This window comes from Pseudomonas gorinensis (assembly GCF_042015035.1).
GTDB classification, from domain to species: Bacteria; Pseudomonadota; Gammaproteobacteria; order Pseudomonadales; family Pseudomonadaceae; genus Aquipseudomonas; species Aquipseudomonas gorinensis.
Genome location: NZ_CP167125.1, coordinates 1,556,122 through 1,572,520, shown reverse-complemented (window position 1 = coordinate 1,572,520; position 16,399 = coordinate 1,556,122). Strand labels below are relative to the sequence as shown.

At 61.4% G+C, this 16,399-nt stretch carries 17 protein-coding genes; 7 read left to right on the top strand and 10 right to left on the bottom strand.

Annotated features, from left to right (window positions below; translation table 11 throughout):
- The first annotated feature begins 138 nt into the window (after nt 1-138).
- The 4 genes from AB7933_RS07140 to cmoB all read left to right on the top strand — a co-directional run bounded on the left by AB7933_RS07140 (nt 139) and on the right by cmoB (nt 3,010).
- The gene (locus AB7933_RS07140) at nt 139-528 is read left to right on the top strand and encodes a protease inhibitor I42 family protein (protein ID WP_024073631.1); all 390 of its coding nucleotides are present in this window, start codon (nt 139-141) and stop codon (nt 526-528) included.
- Between the two features lies 1 nt (nt 529).
- A complete protein-coding gene (locus AB7933_RS07135) occupies nt 530-1,171 on the top strand; it encodes a lysoplasmalogenase (RefSeq protein WP_024073630.1) in 642 nt (213 codons plus the stop codon).
- Between the two features lie 142 nt (nt 1,172-1,313).
- A complete protein-coding gene (gene cmoA / locus AB7933_RS07130; protein ID WP_024073629.1) occupies nt 1,314-2,057 on the top strand; it encodes a carboxy-S-adenosyl-L-methionine synthase CmoA in 744 nt (247 codons plus the stop codon).
- Nucleotides 2,054-3,010 carry a tRNA 5-methoxyuridine(34)/uridine 5-oxyacetic acid(34) synthase CmoB gene (gene cmoB / locus AB7933_RS07125; protein ID WP_024073628.1) on the top strand — a complete coding sequence of 319 codons (957 nt, stop codon included), beginning with the start codon at nt 2,054-2,056 and terminating at the stop codon, nt 3,008-3,010. Before cmoA ends, cmoB begins: the two co-directional genes overlap by 4 nt.
- Nucleotides 3,011-3,150: 140 nt before the next feature.
- Here the strand turns inward: cmoB and tadA are convergent, their stop codons facing one another.
- From tadA to lptF, 10 genes are all read right to left on the bottom strand, one after another.
- Complete coding sequence (gene tadA, locus AB7933_RS07120; protein ID WP_024073627.1) at nt 3,151-3,648, bottom strand: tRNA adenosine(34) deaminase TadA; 498 nt, start codon at nt 3,646-3,648, stop codon at nt 3,151-3,153.
- Nucleotides 3,648-5,030 (bottom strand): multicopper oxidase family protein, encoded by a 1,383-nt coding sequence (locus tag AB7933_RS07115; protein WP_041161105.1) that lies wholly within the window; start codon nt 5,028-5,030, stop codon nt 3,648-3,650. Before AB7933_RS07115 ends, tadA begins: the two co-directional genes overlap by 1 nt.
- Nucleotides 5,031-5,222: 192 nt before the next feature.
- On the bottom strand, nt 5,223-5,966 hold the full coding sequence (gene pdxJ, locus AB7933_RS07110) for a pyridoxine 5'-phosphate synthase (protein ID WP_024073625.1): 744 nt from the start codon (nt 5,964-5,966) through the stop codon (nt 5,223-5,225).
- A 51-nt stretch (nt 5,967-6,017) separates the two neighbouring features.
- Nucleotides 6,018-6,707, bottom strand: coding sequence for a DNA repair protein RecO (gene recO / locus AB7933_RS07105; RefSeq protein ID WP_024073624.1), 690 nt, complete (start codon nt 6,705-6,707; stop codon nt 6,018-6,020).
- Nucleotides 6,708-6,870: 163 nt separating this feature from the next.
- On the bottom strand, nt 6,871-7,773 hold the full coding sequence (gene era / locus AB7933_RS07100) for a GTPase Era (protein ID WP_024073623.1): 903 nt from the start codon (nt 7,771-7,773) through the stop codon (nt 6,871-6,873).
- Nucleotides 7,766-8,455, bottom strand: coding sequence for a ribonuclease III (gene rnc, locus AB7933_RS07095; RefSeq protein ID WP_024073622.1), 690 nt, complete (start codon nt 8,453-8,455; stop codon nt 7,766-7,768). Before rnc ends, era begins: the two co-directional genes overlap by 8 nt.
- Nucleotides 8,456-8,601: 146 nt before the next feature.
- Nucleotides 8,602-9,456 (bottom strand): signal peptidase I, encoded by an 855-nt coding sequence (lepB, locus tag AB7933_RS07090; protein WP_024073621.1) that lies wholly within the window; start codon nt 9,454-9,456, stop codon nt 8,602-8,604.
- Between the two features lie 5 nt (nt 9,457-9,461).
- Nucleotides 9,462-11,261, bottom strand: a complete 1,800-nt coding sequence (gene lepA, locus AB7933_RS07085) for a translation elongation factor 4 (protein ID WP_017526267.1) — start codon at nt 11,259-11,261, stop codon at nt 9,462-9,464.
- Nucleotides 11,262-11,412: 151 nt separating this feature from the next.
- Entirely contained in the window at nt 11,413-12,492 is a 1,080-nt protein-coding gene (gene lptG / locus AB7933_RS07080) for an LPS export ABC transporter permease LptG (RefSeq protein ID WP_024073620.1), read from the bottom strand.
- Complete coding sequence (gene lptF, locus AB7933_RS07075) at nt 12,485-13,603, bottom strand: LPS export ABC transporter permease LptF (protein ID WP_024073619.1); 1,119 nt, start codon at nt 13,601-13,603, stop codon at nt 12,485-12,487. Before lptF ends, lptG begins: the two co-directional genes overlap by 8 nt.
- Before the next feature lie 284 nt (nt 13,604-13,887).
- Between lptF and AB7933_RS07070 the strand changes: the two genes are divergently transcribed.
- Genes AB7933_RS07070 through AB7933_RS07060 form a run of 3 tightly spaced genes read left to right on the top strand, consistent with a single transcriptional unit; the run spans nt 13,888 to nt 16,262 of the window.
- Nucleotides 13,888-15,378, top strand: coding sequence for a leucyl aminopeptidase (locus AB7933_RS07070; protein ID WP_024073618.1), 1,491 nt, complete (start codon nt 13,888-13,890; stop codon nt 15,376-15,378).
- 52 nt (nt 15,379-15,430) lie between these two features.
- On the top strand, nt 15,431-15,859 hold the full coding sequence (locus AB7933_RS07065; protein ID WP_024073617.1) for a DNA polymerase III subunit chi: 429 nt from the start codon (nt 15,431-15,433) through the stop codon (nt 15,857-15,859).
- A 7-nt stretch (nt 15,860-15,866) separates the two neighbouring features.
- Nucleotides 15,867-16,262, top strand: coding sequence for a hypothetical protein (locus AB7933_RS07060; protein ID WP_024073616.1), 396 nt, complete (start codon nt 15,867-15,869; stop codon nt 16,260-16,262).
- The last annotated feature ends 137 nt before the right edge of the window (nt 16,263-16,399 follow it).

The following is a 16,399-nucleotide window of genomic DNA, read 5'->3' as shown; positions in this document are numbered from 1 at the left end:
AGGGCAAGCCTGCTCGCCACAACAAGCGTGCCCACCACAACAAGCGTGCCCACCACAAAGGGCACTCTGCTGCCTCTTGTCACACCTTGTCTCATCTTCGGTTATGCTCGCCCTTCGTCGTGAATGAACGGAGCCCCCATGACTGCTGCCCGCCTGCTTCTCCCCTTGAGCCTTGCCCTGCTGGCCGCGTGCGCCAGTGCCCCCAAGCAAAACGTCACCGTGGAAGAACAGAGCGCCTGCCCGCTCCAGCTTAAACCTGGGCAAAACCTGATCCTCACCCTGCCGAGCAACCCCACTACTGGCTACCGCTGGGCAATCCAGGATTCGGCGGGTGGCGTGCTGCGTGCCCTGAGCCCCGAGGTCTACAACAGCAAAGAGTCCGGCGTGATCGGCGGTGGCGGCCAGTCCACCTGGCGCTTCCAGGCCTTTGCCACCGGCCAGGGACGTTTGCGCCTGACCTCCCAGCAACCCTGGGAACCGGAAGCCGAACCCGCCGAGACCTTCGACTGCGCCATCACGGTGAACTGATATGCCATGGCTGATTCTTGCGCTGATGGGGGCCGGTACCTTTATCTATGGCCTGAGCACCCACGCCACCCTGCTTTGCTTGCTGGTCAAGCCATTGCCGGTACTGGCGCTGCTGGGCTGGTTACATGATGCACCGCCGACCGACTACCGACGCTGGATCAGCCTTGGGCTGATTTTTTCCCTGGCCGGCGATGTGCTGCTGGCATGGCCGGGCGATCTCTTTATCTTCGGCCTCGGCGCGTTTCTGTTTGCCCACCTGGCATACCTCAAGGCGTATTTCAGCGACTGCCGCCGCCTGGCACTGCTGCCGCTGGTACTGGCACTCGCTGTGGGCGCGATCTTGTTGAGCATTCTGATTGCCCACGGCCTCGGTGATTTGCTGATACCCGTGGTGATTTACGCGCTGGTGATCAGCGCCATGCTCTGGCGTGCGTTGGCCCGACTGGGCAGTGAGGTGCCGAAGCGTTCAGCCGCATTGGCGGCGGCAGGGGCCGCGTCGTTTGTGTTTTCCGACACCCTGATCGGTATCAATCGATTTGTGGTGTCATTCGAGGCCGCGCCCTATTTATTGATCGTGACTTACTGGCTGGGACAGTGGGGCATCACCGCATCGGCATTCACCCAGAAGCCGCGGTGGCCTTGATAGTCCGGGGCTGCTGCGCAGCCCGATGGGGGCGGTGCGACGATTCGACAAGCCCGCTCATTACCACAAATCAGACAACCCGCGCATCCGATGAGCAACTTGGCTAAAATGCCGGCCTTTCCCCCTCGTCGCCGGAACAACCGTGAGCAAAGAACCCGATCGCCTATTCGCCCAGCCCCTGCCCCAGGTGCCGGACTTCGCCTTTAACGAGGACGTGGTGCGGGTATTCCCCGACATGATCAAGCGTTCGGTGCCCGGTTACCCGACCATCGTCGAAAACCTCGGTGTACTCGCGGCGCAGTTTGCCCAGCCCCACAGCGTGCTCTACGACCTGGGTTCTTCGCTGGGCGCGGTGACCCAGGCCCTGCGTCGCCATGTGCGCACTGACGGCTGCCGGGTGATCGCGGTGGATAATTCGGCGGCGATGGTCGAGCGTTGCCGCCAATACCTCAATGGCCAGGACTCGATGTTCCAGGAGCTGCTGCCGGTGGAGGTGATCGAGGGCGATATCCTCGGGTTGCAATTCCAACCCGCCTCGGTGGTGGCCCTGAACTTCACCCTGCAATTCATCGCCCCCGAGCAGCGCCTGGCGTTGCTTGGGCGCATCCGCCAGGCACTGCTGCCGGGCGGTGCGTTGATCCTCTCGGAAAAGCTGCGTTTCAATGATCCTGAAGAGCACGCACTGCTCACCGACCTGCATATCGCGTTCAAGCGCGCCAACGGCTACAGCGAACTGGAAATCGCCCAGAAGCGCAGCGCCATCGAAAACGTCATGAAGCCCGACAGCCTTGAAGAACACCGCGAACGCCTGCTGGCGGCCGGGTTTTCGAAAGTCGTGCCGTGGTTCCAGTGTCTTAACTTTGCCTCGTTGATTGCCTTGCCATGATTGATTTGTCCCCCCTCGCCCGCCATCTGGTCGGCACTCCCTTGGCTGTCTGGGCCCAGGGCCTGCAAGCGCAGCTCGATAGCAAGATGGAAAAGGGCCATGGCGACCTGGAGCGCTGGCAGAGCGCACTGGATGCACTGCCGAAGATCCAGCCCACCGAGATCGACCTGCTCAATGGCCTGGTGTTGGACACCGCCTGCGACGACGCCACCCGCGCGCAAATGCACACCGCGCTGATGGGCCTGAGCCCGTGGCGCAAAGGCCCGTTTCATCTGTTCGGCGTGCATGTGGACACCGAATGGCGCTCGGACTGGAAATGGTCGCGCGTGGCGCCCCATCTGGACCTGAAAGGCAAGCGCATCCTCGATGTGGGCTGCGGCAACGGTTACTACATGTGGCGCATGCTCGGCGCAGGGGCCGACAGCGTGATCGGCGTCGACCCGAACTGGCTGTTCTTCTGCCAGTTCCAGGCCGTACAGCGTTACCTGTCCGAACCCAGGGCCTGGCACCTGCCATTCCCGTTCGAGGACCTGCCGGCGAACCTGGAAGGCTTCGACACGGTGTTTTCCATGGGGGTTTTCTATCACCGTCGCTCGCCGATCGAACACCTGCTGGCGCTGAAGGACACCTTGATCAAGGGCGGTGAACTGGTCCTGGAAACCTTGGTGGTGGAAGGCGATCAACAACAGGTGCTGGTACCGGAAGACCGTTATGCACAGATGCGTAACGTGTGGTTCCTGCCGTCGGTGCCGGCGCTGATGCTGTGGTTGCGCCGGGCCGGGTTCAGTGATGTGCGCTGCGTGGATGTGAGCGTGACCACGGTGCAGGAACAGCGCGGGACGGCGTGGATGAAGTATCAGTCGTTGAGTGACTTCCTCGATCCCGAGGACCACAGCAAGACCATTGAAGGGCTGCCGGCACCGATGCGGGCGGTGATCATCGCCAAGAAGTAACCGCTGATCTTCCTGGAACAACAGAAATCCAAATGTGAGAGGGGGCTTGCCCCCGATAGCAGTCGGTCAGCCAACACATCTATGGCTGATACACCGCTATCGGGGGCAAGCCCCCTCCCACATTGGATTTTCAGTGTTGGTTAGATTTGGGGCTTGGCTCGGCGGGCCTTGAAGAACTCGCTCAACACCGTGCCGCACTCCTCGGCCAGCACACCGCCTTCAAACAACACCCGATGATTGAGAAACCCTTGGGTAAAAAACTGCCCCTGGCTCTGCACAATTCCCGCCTTGGGCTCCAGCGCGCCGTACACCACCCGCGCAATCCGCGAATGCACGATCAGGCCGGCGCACATGCTGCACGGTTCGAGGGTCACATACAGCGTGCTGCCGGGCAGGCGATAGTTGCTCACGGCCTGGGCGGCGGCGCGGATGGCGACCATTTCCGCATGGGCGCTGGGATCGTTGCCGCTGATCGGGCAGTTGAAACCGCGACCGATGATTTCACCGTCCTGCACCAGCACCGCGCCCACCGGCACTTCGCCCAGCGCCGCGCCTTGGGCGGCCAGCGCCAGGGCTTCGCGCATGAAGTCCTGGTCGCGGCTGCGGTCGATGATCGCCGTGGGGCGAAACTGGCGCATCACACCACCTCGATCGCGGCCATCAGGCCGGTTTCCATGTGGTCGATCACGTGGCAATGGAACATCCACACCCCCGGGTTATCCGCCACCAACGCCACGCGGGCGCGTTCGTTCTTGCCCAGCAGGTAGGTGTCGGTGAAATACGGGATCACCTTGTGGCGGTTCGAGGCGATGACCTTGAAACTCATGCCGTGCAAGTGGATCGGGTGCTGGTACTGGGTCATGTTCTTCAATTCGAAAATGTAGCTCTTGCCCTTTTCCAGCTTGGCAATCGGGCGGTCGGCGCAGGTCTTGTCGGTGATGTCCCAGGCCTGGCCGTTGATTTGCCACAGGCTCGGCGGCTTGCCGTTGTCGACGTTGACCGACACCGAACCGACCCACTCGAAATTGAAGTTGAGTTTCTCCGCATTGGCCAGGTCGGGCTCGGCAATCGGGTTGGCCGGCAACGCCGGTGGCCACTCGGTGGGCGCGTCGGTGTTGGCGACTGAGCGGAAAGTGCCCAGGCGTACGGGTCCGTTACGGATCGACAGCTCCTCGCCCGCCGGCGGTGCCTTGATCGCCAGGCAGATGCGCATGCCCGGGCCCAGCCAGTATTCCTTGCCCAATGGGCGCGGCTCGATGGGGTTGCCATCCAGCGCGTAGATCTGCGCTTCGACGTCGGGGATGTTGATGCGGTAGGTCAGGGTGTTGTCGAGGTTGAGCAAACGCACGCGGGTGATCTGCCCGGCCGGCAAGTCGATCACCGCCTGGGACACGCCATTGATGGTCGACAGGCGCCCCGCCGTACCGCCCCGCGCCGCCTCGCGTGGAATGCTGAAGGCGACAAACGCGCCCTCTTCGTCCACGTGCCAGCTTTTCAGGCTGAGGGTGCGTTCGTGCTTGAAACCCGTGGGTTCGCGCTCTTCAATGATCAGCGGGCCGACCAGGCCACGGCCGAGCTCTTCGCTGCTGTTCACATGGGGGTGGTACCAGTAGCTGCCGGCGTCCGGCACACGGAACTTGTAGTCGAAGTACTCGCCGGGCAGCACCGGCAATTGCGAGACGTAGGGTACGCCGTCCATTTCCAGCGGCAGGCGAATGCCGTGCCAGTGGATGGTGGTGGCGACCGGCAGGTGGTTGATAAAGCGCACTCGCAGCCACTCGCCCTGACGCACACGCAGTTCAGTACCCGGTGCTGACGGGCCGAAGGCCCAGGCTTGGGTTTTGTGCCCCGGCACCAGTTCCACATCGAGCGGCGCGGCGATCAGTTCGTAATCGTGCCCTGCTTCGGCTTCGGCGACCTTCCCCAGCCAGTAGCGGTAGGCGCCACCGGCACCGACGCCCACTACGGCCAGGCCTGCAAGACCACCCAGGATTTGTCGACGGGAAAAGGATCGGGACACAACAACCTCACGTATCTGCCGCAGGCGCAGGGCCTGCAAAGGGCAGATACGATACACCTGCAACGGCTAAACAGTAAGACTTCTCATGTGGGAGGGGGCTTGCCCCCGATAGCGGTGGGTCAGGTACAGACTTGCTGACTGATACACCGCCATCGGGGGCAAGCCCCCTCCCACATTGGATTTTCGCTGTTTTTAGTGCTTGGCGGCCGCCAGGATCAGGGCTTTCATCTCGGCGACGGCGCCTTTGAAACCGACGAACAATGCGTGGGCCACCAGAGCATGGCCGATGTTCAGCTCGTTGATGCCCTTGATCGCGGCCACGGCTTCGACGTTGTGGTAGTGCAGGCCATGACCGGCGTTGACGATCAGGCCTTCGGTGAGGCCGCAGTTCACACCGTCGATGATGCGCTGCAGTTCATCCGCCACGTCGGTCGGTGTGGTGGCGTCGGCGTAACGGCCGGTGTGCAGTTCAATAGCCGGCGCGCCGACCCGACGGGAGGCTTCGATCTGGCGCTCATCGGCGTCGATGAACAATGACACTTCGCTGCCGATCTTCGACAGGCGCTCCACGGCGGCCTTGATCCGCGCTTCCTGGCCGGCCACGTCGAGGCCGCCTTCGGTGGTCAGTTCCTGGCGGGTTTCCGGTACCAGGCAGATGTGAGCCGGGCGGATGCGTTCGGCGAACGCCATCATTTCCTCGGTGACGCCCATTTCGAAGTTCATGCGGGTTTGCAGCACGTCCTTGAGCAGCAACACGTCGCGCTCCTGGATGTGACGGCGGTCTTCGCGCAGGTGCACGGTGATGCCGTCGGCGCCCGCTTCTTCGGCGTCCAGCGCGGCCTTGACCGGGTCAGGGTAACGGGTGCCCCGGGCCTGGCGCAGGGTAGCGACGTGGTCGATGTTGACGCCAAGAAGAATGCGATTGCTGGTGGTCACGGAAGCGCTCCTGAAAAGGGAAAGAAACGGTGCACAGCATACACGGGGATGTCAGGGCTTTCGAAACAACTCGCGACTGACCAACGGCCGTCCGCCCAGGTGGACCGCGAGGGCCTGGCGCATCAGGCGCTTGGCGGCGGACAAGGCGCCGGGGGCGCTCCAGTCGGCTTCGCTCATGGCCAGCAGTTCGGTGCCCTGGAACAGGCCCGGTTGCAACAGATACACGCGCTCCAGGCCAGCATCGACTTGCAGGCGGTACATGCCGTCGGCGGCGATGGGCTCGCCATGCAGGTCGTTGTTCAACTCAAAACCGTAGCCCAGGTCATCGAGCAGGCGCCATTCGAATGCCCGCAGCAATGGCTCCAGGGGGCGACCCTCGGCCAGGGCCAGCAAGGTGGCAGCATAGTGATCGAAGACCGCCGGGTGCGGGTCTTCGGCGGGCAGCAGGCGGATCAGCAGCTCATTGAGGTAGAGGCCGCTGAACAGTGCATCGCCATTGAGCCAGGCTGAAGTGCCGACGCTTTCCAGGCGGCCGACGTTTTTCAACTCGCCCTTGCCACGAAACTCCACGTCCAACGCCACGAAGGGCCGTGCCAATGTGCCCGCCTTGCCCCGTGCGCTACGCAATACCGCACGCAGGCGACCTTGAGGCGTGAGGAAGTCCACCAGGGCGCTGGTCTCACGGTAGGCGCGGCTGTGCAGGACGTAGGCGAGTTGGCTAGGAGGTGGGGTTGAGGACATGGGGTTCTCACGGCTGACGGCAATCTTGAAAACAACATAAACCCAATGTGGGAGGGGGCCTGCCCCCGATGGCGGTGGTTCAGTCACTTATCTATCAACTGACCCACCGCTATCGGGGGCAAGCCCCCTCCCACACTTTCAGTCCTGCGGTGTACTCAAGACCTTACAGGTCGCCGTAACCCAGGGAGCGCAATGCGCGCTCATCATCGGACCAACCACCCTTCACCTTCACCCACAGGTTGAGCATGATCTTGGAATCGAACAGCAATTCCATGTCCTTGCGCGCTTCGGTACCGATACGCTTGATGCGCTCGCCCTTGTCGCCAATGATGATTTTCTTCTGGCCGTCACGCTCGACGAGGATCAGCGCATGGATATGCAAGGTCTTGCCCTGCTGCTTGAACTCTTCGATTTCAACGGTGATCTGGTACGGCAGCTCTGCGCCCATTTGGCGCATGATTTTCTCGCGCACCAGTTCAGCGGCGAGGAAACGGCTGCTGCGGTCGGTGATCTGGTCTTCCGGGAAGAAGTGCTCGTTCTCCGGCAGGTAGCCGGCGATCACGCGTTCCAGGGCTTCGAGGTTATGCCCGTGCTGGGCCGAGATCGGCATGATCTGGGCATTGGGCAGTTGTTCCTGCAGCCAGGTCAGGTGCGGCATCAGTTCGGATTTGTCTTCGATACGGTCGGTCTTGTTCAGCGCGACGATCAATGGGCCGGTGACGTACTGCACGCGTTCGAGGACCATCTGGTCTTCGTCGGTCCACTTGGTGCGGTCGACCACGAAGATCACCACGTCGACGTCTTTCAACGCGGCCGAGGCGGTCTTGTTCATGTAGCGGTTCAGGGCCTTCTCGCCGCCTTTGTGCATACCTGGAGTGTCGACGTAGACCGCCTGCACGGCGCCTTCGGTCTTGATGCCCAGCATGTTGTGGCGAGTGGTCTGCGGCTTGCGCGAGGTGATCGCGAGCTTCTGGCCGAGGATGTGGTTCAGCAGCGTGGACTTGCCCACGTTGGGGCGGCCGACGATGGCAACATAGCCACAGCGTGTTGCGGTTGAATCAGTCATGGCCATTCTCCACGCCCAGGGCAATCAGTGCTGCGGCGGCCGCTACCTGTTCGGCAATACGACGGCTCACACCCTGACCTCGGCTTTTTTCATTCAGTAAGGTGATTTCACATTCCACGAAGAACACGCGGCAATGGGGCTCACCTTGGATATCCACCACTTCGTAACGTGGCAGTTCGCACCCGCGGGACTGCAGGAATTCCTGCAGGCGGGTCTTGGGATCTTTGTTGGTGTCGACCAGGGTCAGGCTTTCGATTTCCGACGTCAGCCAGGCCGTCACCCGCTCCTTGGCCGCTTCCATGCCAGCATCCAGGTAGATCGCACCGATCAACGCCTCAAGGGCGTCGGCCAGGATCGACTCACGACGGAAACCGCCGCTCTTCAACTCACCGGACCCCAGGCGCAGGTACTCGCCAAGGCCGAAACCACGGGCCAGCACGGCCAGGGTCTCGCCTTTAACCAGGCGCGCGCGCAGGCGCGACAGCTGGCCTTCACGGGCTTGGGGGAAGCGCTCGAACAGGGCTTCACCGGCGACGAAATTGAGGATGGCATCACCGAGGAATTCCAGGCGTTCGTTATTACGCCCTGCAAAGCTGCGGTGTGTGAGGGCAAGGACCATCAATTCCTGATCCTTGAAGGTGTAGCCGAGCAGACGCTCGAGACGACTTAAAGAAACGCTCACGGTTTACCCATATCTGTTTGGTGGCACCGGCGGCCATCGACGATTGACGCAGTGTTCAAATTCAAATCCTGGTTGATGCTGCATGAGGCCGGAAATGTCCAAGCCCCAGAAAAGCATTCGGCGCTGTGATCACAGCGCCGCCTGTCTTACTTGATCAGCCCGACCCGCGAGAAGTTCGGCAGGTGGCTGAGCTTGGGTTCCGGCCAACTCATCCAGACCGCGAAGGCCTTGCCGACGATATTCTGGTCGGGAACCATGCCCAGCAGATCCTTGGGAATAGTAGGGTCATCCCAGTAGCGGCTGTCATTGGAGTTGTCGCGGTTGTCGCCCATCATGAAGTAGTGCCCGGCAGGCACTTTCCACTCGCCATCAGGCATTGCGCGGTAGCGGCTCATTTCCTTGCGGATTTCGTGCTCTACCGTACCGAGCTTTTCCCGGTACAGCTCGGCGCTGCCCAAGGTGTTCGGCTCGGTGCCGATCAATTTCTCCGCCACCGACTCGCCATTGACGAACAGGCGCTTGTCGCTGGTGTAGCGAATCACGTCACCCGGCAGGCCCACGACACGCTTGATGTAGTTGACGTTCGGATCGCTTGGGTAGCGGAACACCATCACGTCGCCGCGCTGCGGGTCACCGATCTCGATGACCTTCTTGTCGATCACCGGCAAGCGAATCCCGTAGGAAAACTTGTTCACCAGGATGAAGTCACCCACGTCCAGGGTCGGTTTCATCGACCCCGAAGGGATCTGAAACGGCTCCACCAGGAACGAGCGCAACACCAGCACGATGAACAGCACCGGGAAGAACGATTTGCCGTATTCAACCAGCAACGGTTCTTTGTTCAGCTTCTCGAGCACCACGACATCGGGCTGGCTGACGCTGCCCTGATAGGACGCGATAGCCGCCCGCCGACGCGGGGCGAAGAACACCAGATCGAGCAACGCCAGGAGACCGCAAACGGCAACGGCGATGACCAGCAACAGCGGGAAATTTAGCGACATAGGACCTAACTATCCAACCTGAGCACCGCAAGGAAGGCTTCTTGTGGAATTTCCACGTTGCCCACTTGCTTCATGCGTTTTTTACCGGCCTTTTGCTTCTCAAGCAGCTTGCGCTTACGGCTGACATCGCCACCGTAGCATTTGGCCAGTACGTTCTTTCTGAGTGCCTTGACGGAAGTCCGCGCAATGATCTGCCCGCCAATGGCGGCCTGGATCGCGACGTCGAACATCTGGCGCGGAATCAGTTCTTTCATCTTCTCGGTCAACTGCCGACCTTTGTAGTGCGCGTTGTCCTTGTGCACGATCAGTGCCAGGGCATCGACCTTGTCGCCGTTGATCAGCACATCCAGTTTCACCAGATTAGCCGATTGGTAACGATCGAAATGGTAATCCAGCGAAGCATAGCCGCGACTGGTGGATTTGAGACGGTCGAAGAAGTCCAGGACCACTTCGTTCATCGGCAAATCGTAGGTCACTTGTACCTGGGTACCGAGGAACAGCATGTCGTGCTGTACGCCACGCTTTTCAATACACAGGGTAATGACGTTGCCCAGGTGTTCCTGCGGCACAAGAATATTGGCGCGCACGATCGGTTCGCGCATGTCTTCGATCGAAGACAGGTCTGGAAGCTTGGACGGGTTGTCGACGTAAATCGTTTCACCGTTTTTCAGCAGCAACTCAAAAATAACGGTTGGCGCGGTGGTGATCAGGTCCAGGTCGTATTCGCGCTCGAGGCGCTCCTGGATGATCTCCATGTGCAGCATGCCGAGGAAGCCGCAACGGAAGCCGAAACCCAGGGCGTCGGAGCTTTCCGGGGTGTACTGCAACGACGAATCGTTGAGGGTCAGCTTCTGCAGGGCTTCGCGAAAGTCTTCGAAGTCGTCGGAGCTGACCGGGAACAGGCCCGCGTAGACCTGCGGCTGGATGCGCTTGAAGCCTGGCAGCACGTCGACGTCAGGGGTGGAGCTCAAGGTCAGGGTGTCACCCACTGGGGCACCATGAATGTCCTTGATACCGGCGATGATGAAGCCCACTTCGCCGGCTTTCAGATCAACGGTGGCGGTGTGCTTAGGGTTGAATACACCGACGCTGTCCACCAGGTGGATCTTGCCGGTGGACTTGACCAGGATCTTGTCGCCCTTCTTCACACGGCCGTGGCGCACGCGTACCAGGGAGACAACCCCCAGGTAGTTGTCGAACCAGGAGTCGATGATCAACGCTTGCAGCGGATCTTCGATATTGCCGGTCGGCGCGGGAATGGTCTTGACCAGGCGCTCGAGCACTTCGTCGACGCCCAGGCCGGTCTTGGCGCTGCACTCGACGGCGTCGGTGGCGTCAATGCCGATGATTTTTTCGATTTCTTCCTTCACGCGGTCCGGATCGGCCTGGGGCAGGTCGATCTTGTTCAGCACCGGCATGACCTCCAGGCCCTGCTCGATGGCGGTGTAGCAGTTGGCCACGGACTGGGCTTCCACGCCCTGCCCCGCGTCCACCACCAGCAACGCGCCTTCGCAGGCCGCCAGGGACCGGCTGACTTCGTAGGTGAAGTCAACGTGGCCTGGGGTGTCAATGAAGTTCAGCTGGTACTTGATGCCGTCTCGGGCGGTGTAGTACAGGGTAACGCTGTGGGCCTTGATGGTGATCCCGCGCTCGCGTTCGAGGTCCATGGAGTCCAGAACCTGGGCTTCCATTTCACGCTCGGCAAGGCCGCCGCACATCTGGATGAATCGATCGGCCAGCGTCGACTTACCATGGTCAATGTGGGCGATGATGGAGAAATTGCGGATATGACTCAAATCACTCACGGATCAACACTCAAAAAGGCTGCAGGCAGATTGCCCGCTGAAAAATAGCCGGGAATTGTACCTGAAGCTCAGGCCAAACGTCATCTTTGCTGACCAGAACAAAAATGCCCCGGTCTTGCGAACGGGGCATTTTTTGTTCATAAGCGCAGCATCAACCGGCGCGCCGCAACAGCCAGAACCCGGCCAGGGCGCAAATGGCGGTCGGCACCAGCACCGCAAACAGCGGCGAGAAACCGAACACCAGGCTGGAGGGGCCGAGCAAATCCTGGGCGATGCGGAAGGTGAAGCCCACCAGCACACCCGTAAACACCCGCTGGCCCAGGGTTACGGAGCGCAATGGGCCGAAGATGAACGAAATCGCCATCAGTACCAGCGCAGCGGTGACCACTGGCTGCAACACCTTGACCCAAAATGCCAGCCAGTAACGGCCATTGTTCAGGCCCTGGTCCTTGAGGTAGTGGATATAGCCCCACAGCCCGGAGATCGGCAGGCTTTCCGGGATCATCACCACGGTATTGAGCAGTTCCGGCTTCAGGGCGATGTCCCACTGTTCGGACGGCACATTGATCACTTCCGTGGTGGTCTTGGTGCCCTGGCCGACATTGCGGAAATAGGTGGTGGTGACGTCGGTCAGTTGCCATTGTTCATTGGCGAACTGGGCGCGCTTGGCAAAGCTGGACGACAGGATGTGGCGTTCCTTGTCGAAGGTGTAGCGCGTCACCCCGATCAGCAGCCCACCTGGCTGCACGGCGTTGATGTGGATGAACTCATTCCCCTGGCGGTGCCACAGGCCGTGCTTGGAGCTTTGCGCATCCCCCGACCCCTGGGCCAGGGCGCGATTGGCCTGGGCGGTGGTTTCGGCCGGTGGCGCCACGTATTCGCCGATCAGCACGCTGCAGAGCATCAGCAGCAGCATGGGCTTCATCACCGCCCAGACGATACGGCCGATGGAAACCCCAGCGGCGCGCATGATGGTCAGCTCGCTGTTGCTGGCCAGGCTGCCCAGGCCGATCAGGCAACCGATCAGCGCGGCCATGGGCATCATGTCGTAGAGACGACGGGGCGCGGTAAGGGCCACGTAGCTCAGCACGTCCCACACGGTGTAGGTGTCGCTGACGTTGCCCACTTCATCGATGAAGGCGAACAACGACGCCAAGCCCAGAATGATGCCCAATACCGCCAGGATGGCGATCAGTACGCTGCTACCAATGTAGCGATCGAGCTTAGCCACGAGCCAACTCCTTCTGGCCACTACGGCTCTTCATTTTCAGGCGTATGGGTTCCCAATAGAGCAACCCCAGGCCGATCATCAGGAACATCCCATGTACCCACCACAGGCCCAGGATCGGCGACAGCTTGCCTTTCTCCAGGGAGCCACGGGCGGAAATCAGGATGGTCAGGTAAGCCATGTACAGCAGGATCGCCGGCAACAGCTTGAGGAAGCGGCCCTGGCGCGGATTGACGCGAGACAGCGGCACGGCCATCAGGGTCACGATAAACACCAGCAGCGGCAGGGAAATGCGCCATTGCAGCTCGGCGATGGAGCGCAACTCCTTGCTGCCGAGCAATTCCTGCGTAGGAATGGCATCGCGATCGGTGACCTCGTCGCTGACATCCGGACGGGCGAGCATCACGCCATAGGTGTCGTACTTGATGGCACGGTAATCAGCCTGCCCCGGGCTGCCATCATAGCGATAGCCGTTTTCCAGGATCAGGTAGCGGCTGCCGTCGGGACGCACTTCCTGGCGGCCCGAATCGGCGACCAATACGGAAATGCCACGGTCTTTCTTGTCCTGCCCCAGGCGCTTCTCTGAAATGAACACGCCGCCGAGGTTGGCGCGGTTGTCGCTCAGGGTCTCGGTGTAGGTCACCCGGGAACCGTCATTGAGCGCCTGGAAACGGCCCGGTTCGAGGGTGTCGAACTCGGTCATGGCGTCCTGCTTGTTCAGCACCAGCTGGAATTGCATGGCGCCCTGGGGAGCCAGGCTCAGGCTCAACCAGGCCACGATCAGGGCGACACCGGCAGCGGGGATCATGGTCATGCCCAGCAGGCGTTGCTGGCTCATGCCGGTGGCCGAGAGCACGGTCATTTCGCTTTCGAGGTACAGACGGCCATAGGCCAGCAGGATGCCGAGAAACAGGCCCAGGGGCAGGATCAGTTGCAAAAAGCCCGGCAGGCGAAAGCCCATGATCAGGAACAGCGAGCCTGGGTCGAGGGCGCCGGAGGCAGCCTGGGCCAGGTATTTGACGAAACGACCACTCATGATGATGACCAGCAGCACCGCACTCACGGCACTCAGGGTCAACAGGACTTCGCGGGACAGATAACGGAAGACGATCAAACCAGACACTCCAGGGTTGTCAGGCTAAGGCGGCCAAACAAGCAAGCTTACTGAGTCGGCCCGTTTGATGCAGGCCGGCTAAAAAGATGGCGCATTATCCTGTGATTGACCACGCCTGTCACGGAGCTTGCTCATACGCATGCACAAAGCGCGCTGCAAGGGTTGTCAGGCTCCGCCGGCGAGGTTCAAACTGCGGCCTTTGTCGCTGGCGGTCTACTGGCCGCCAAGCTTTAAAGCCTGGGTACACACGCCAGGCTCACCGACCTTTATAAGGGACCCGAAAAATGGAATTGGTTGTAAAAAGCGTTAGCCCCGAAACGTTGAAAACCGCCACCCTCGTGGTCGCCATCGGCGAAGGCCGCAAGCTCGGCGTCGCCGCCAAACAACTCGACGAACTGAGCGGGGGCGCCATCAGCGCCGTGCTCAAGCGCGGCGACCTGGCCGGCAAAGTCGGCCAGAGCCTGCTGCTGCAAAGCCTGCCCAACCTCAAGGCCGACCGCGTATTACTGGTCGGCGTGGGCAAGGACGCTGAGCTCGGCGACCGCCCGTTCCGCAAGATCATCAGCGGCATCCTCAACACCCTCAAGGGCCTGGGCGGCAGCGATGCGACCCTGGCACTCGATGAAATCATCGTCAAGGGCCGCGACAGCTACGGCAAGACCCGCCTGCTGGCCGAAAGCCTGGTGGACGGCAGCTACAGCTTCGAGCAGTTCAAGAGCCAGAAAGCCGAACCCCGTGCCCTGAAGAAAATCACCCTGCTGACCATCAAGGCCGCCCAGGCTGAAGTCGAACGCGCCGTGAGCCATGCCCAGGCCATCGCCAACGGCATGTCGTTCACCCGCGACCTGGGCAACCTGCCGCCGAACATCTGCCACCCGACTTACCTGGGCGAACAGGCCAAGGCATTGGGCAAAGAGTTCAAGGGCCTGAAAGTCGAAGTCCTGGATGAGAAGAAGATCAAGGAACTGGGCATGGGCTCGTTCTATGCCGTGGGCCAGGGCAGCGACCAGCCACCCCGCCTGATCGTGATGCAATACAACGGCGGCAAGAAGTCCGAGAAGCCTTATGCCCTGGTAGGTAAAGGCATCACCTTCGACACCGGCGGTATCAGCCTCAAGCCGGGCCTGGGCATGGACGAGATGAAGTACGACATGGGCGGCGCCGCCAGCGTGTTCGGCACCCTGCGCGCCGTACTGGAACTCAAGCTGCCGATCAACCTGGTGTGCATCCTGGCCTGCGCCGAGAACATGCCGAGCGGCGGTGCCAGCCGTCCGGGCGATATCGTCACCACCCTCAGCGGCCAGACCGTGGAAATCCTCAACACCGACGCCGAAGGCCGCCTGGTGCTGTGCGATGCCCTGACCTACGCCGAGCGCTTCAAGCCACAGGCCGTGATCGACATCGCCACCCTGACCGGTGCCTGCATCGTTGCCCTGGGCTCCCATACTTCGGGCCTGCTGGGTAACAACGACGAGTTGATCGAGCAACTGCTCAGCGCCGGCAAGGCCGCCGACGACCGCGCCTGGCAATTGCCGCTGTTCGATGAATACCAGGAACAACTGGACAGCCCGTTCGCCGACATCGCCAACATCGGCGGGCCGAAAGCCGGCACCATCACCGCGGCCTGCTTCCTGTCGCGCTTCGCCAAGAACTTCAACTGGGCGCACCTGGACATCGCCGGCACCGCCTGGACCAGCGGCGGCAAGGACAAGGGCGCCACCGGCCGTCCGGTGCCGCTGCTGACCCAATACCTGCTGGATCGCGCCAAGGCCTGAAAACCGTGACCTCGGGGCGGCGCAATAGCCGCCTCGGGCTCCAGGAACCGCAATGACCCAAGTTGACTTCTATATATTGCCCAGCGCCGATCCGCTCGCGCGCCTGGACTTTGCCTGCAAGCTCACCGAAAAAGCCTGGCGCATGGGCCACCGCATCTACCTGCATTGCAGCGATGCCGGCCAACGCGACGAACTGGACGCCCGCCTGTGGCGCTTCAAGGGCGAGAGCTTCGTGCCCCATGGTCCCGCCGAATCAGAACCCGAAGGCCAGGTCGTCCTGGGTTTGGGGGACAGCTGCGGCGACCACCATGACCTGCTGGTCAACCTCGACCTGAAAGTACCGGTTTTTGCCAAGGCATTCGCCCGCGTGGCGGAAGTGGTGGTGGAAGACCCGGCTATTCGTCAGGCCGCGCGTGAGAGTTTCCGTTTCTATCGCGAACAGGGCTATCCTCTGCAAGATCACCGGCTACAACGACTTTGAGCACATGATGGACACTCCCAACCCTCTAAAAAAAGATGACCACCTGCTGGACGACCTGGAGTCGATCCGTCAGTTGCTGGGTGATGACAACCTCCAACCGCCGCTGTTAACCGAGACCGTCAGCGGCGAGCCCCAGATTCCGCTGCTGTTCGACATGGTCGGGGGCAATCCTGCCGCTGCGGAGCCTGTCGCCGTGGCCCCCGTGGTCGAGACCGCGCCCGCTGCGCCAGCGACCGAAAAGGCGCCTGATGCCCTGCTGTTGCACCTGGACAACGAACTGCGCGCCGCCGCGCAACTGATCATGCAGGACGTGATCGACGACTTCGCCCCGCACATCGAAACCGAGATCAAGCGCCGGCTGGATGCGCGGATGGAGCGGTTGCTCAGCCAATACCAGTCCTGAGCCCTACGCATCCCCCCTGTGGGAGGGGGCTTGCTTCCCGATAGCGCTGGGTCAATCAATACATGCAGCGACTGACACGCCCCCATCGGGAGCAAGCCCCCTCCCACACTTGATCGCATGCGCCTTAAGCCTGTCTT

Bases quoted from the DNA above. Each gene is read 5' to 3' on its own strand.
- AB7933_RS07140 (WP_024073631.1), top strand. From the start codon at position 139: ATGACTGCTGCCCGCCTGCTTCTCCCCTTGAGCCTTGCCCTGCTGGCC.
- AB7933_RS07135 (WP_024073630.1), top strand. From the start codon at position 530: ATGCCATGGCTGATTCTTGCGCTGATGGGGGCCGGTACCTTTATCTAT.
- cmoB (WP_024073628.1), top strand. From the start codon at position 2,054: ATGATTGATTTGTCCCCCCTCGCCCGCCATCTGGTCGGCACTCCCTTG.
- tadA (WP_024073627.1), bottom strand. From the start codon at position 3,648: ATGCGCCAGTTTCGCCCCACGGCGATCATCGACCGCAGCCGCGACCAG.
- recO (WP_024073624.1), bottom strand. From the start codon at position 6,707: ATGTCCTCAACCCCACCTCCTAGCCAACTCGCCTACGTCCTGCACAGC.
- era (WP_024073623.1), bottom strand. From the start codon at position 7,773: ATGACTGATTCAACCGCAACACGCTGTGGCTATGTTGCCATCGTCGGC.
- lepB (WP_024073621.1), bottom strand. From the start codon at position 9,456: ATGTCGCTAAATTTCCCGCTGTTGCTGGTCATCGCCGTTGCCGTTTGC.
- AB7933_RS07070 (WP_024073618.1), top strand. From the start codon at position 13,888: ATGGAATTGGTTGTAAAAAGCGTTAGCCCCGAAACGTTGAAAACCGCC.
- AB7933_RS07065 (WP_024073617.1), top strand. From the start codon at position 15,431: ATGACCCAAGTTGACTTCTATATATTGCCCAGCGCCGATCCGCTCGCG.
- AB7933_RS07060 (WP_024073616.1), top strand. From the start codon at position 15,867: ATGGACACTCCCAACCCTCTAAAAAAAGATGACCACCTGCTGGACGAC.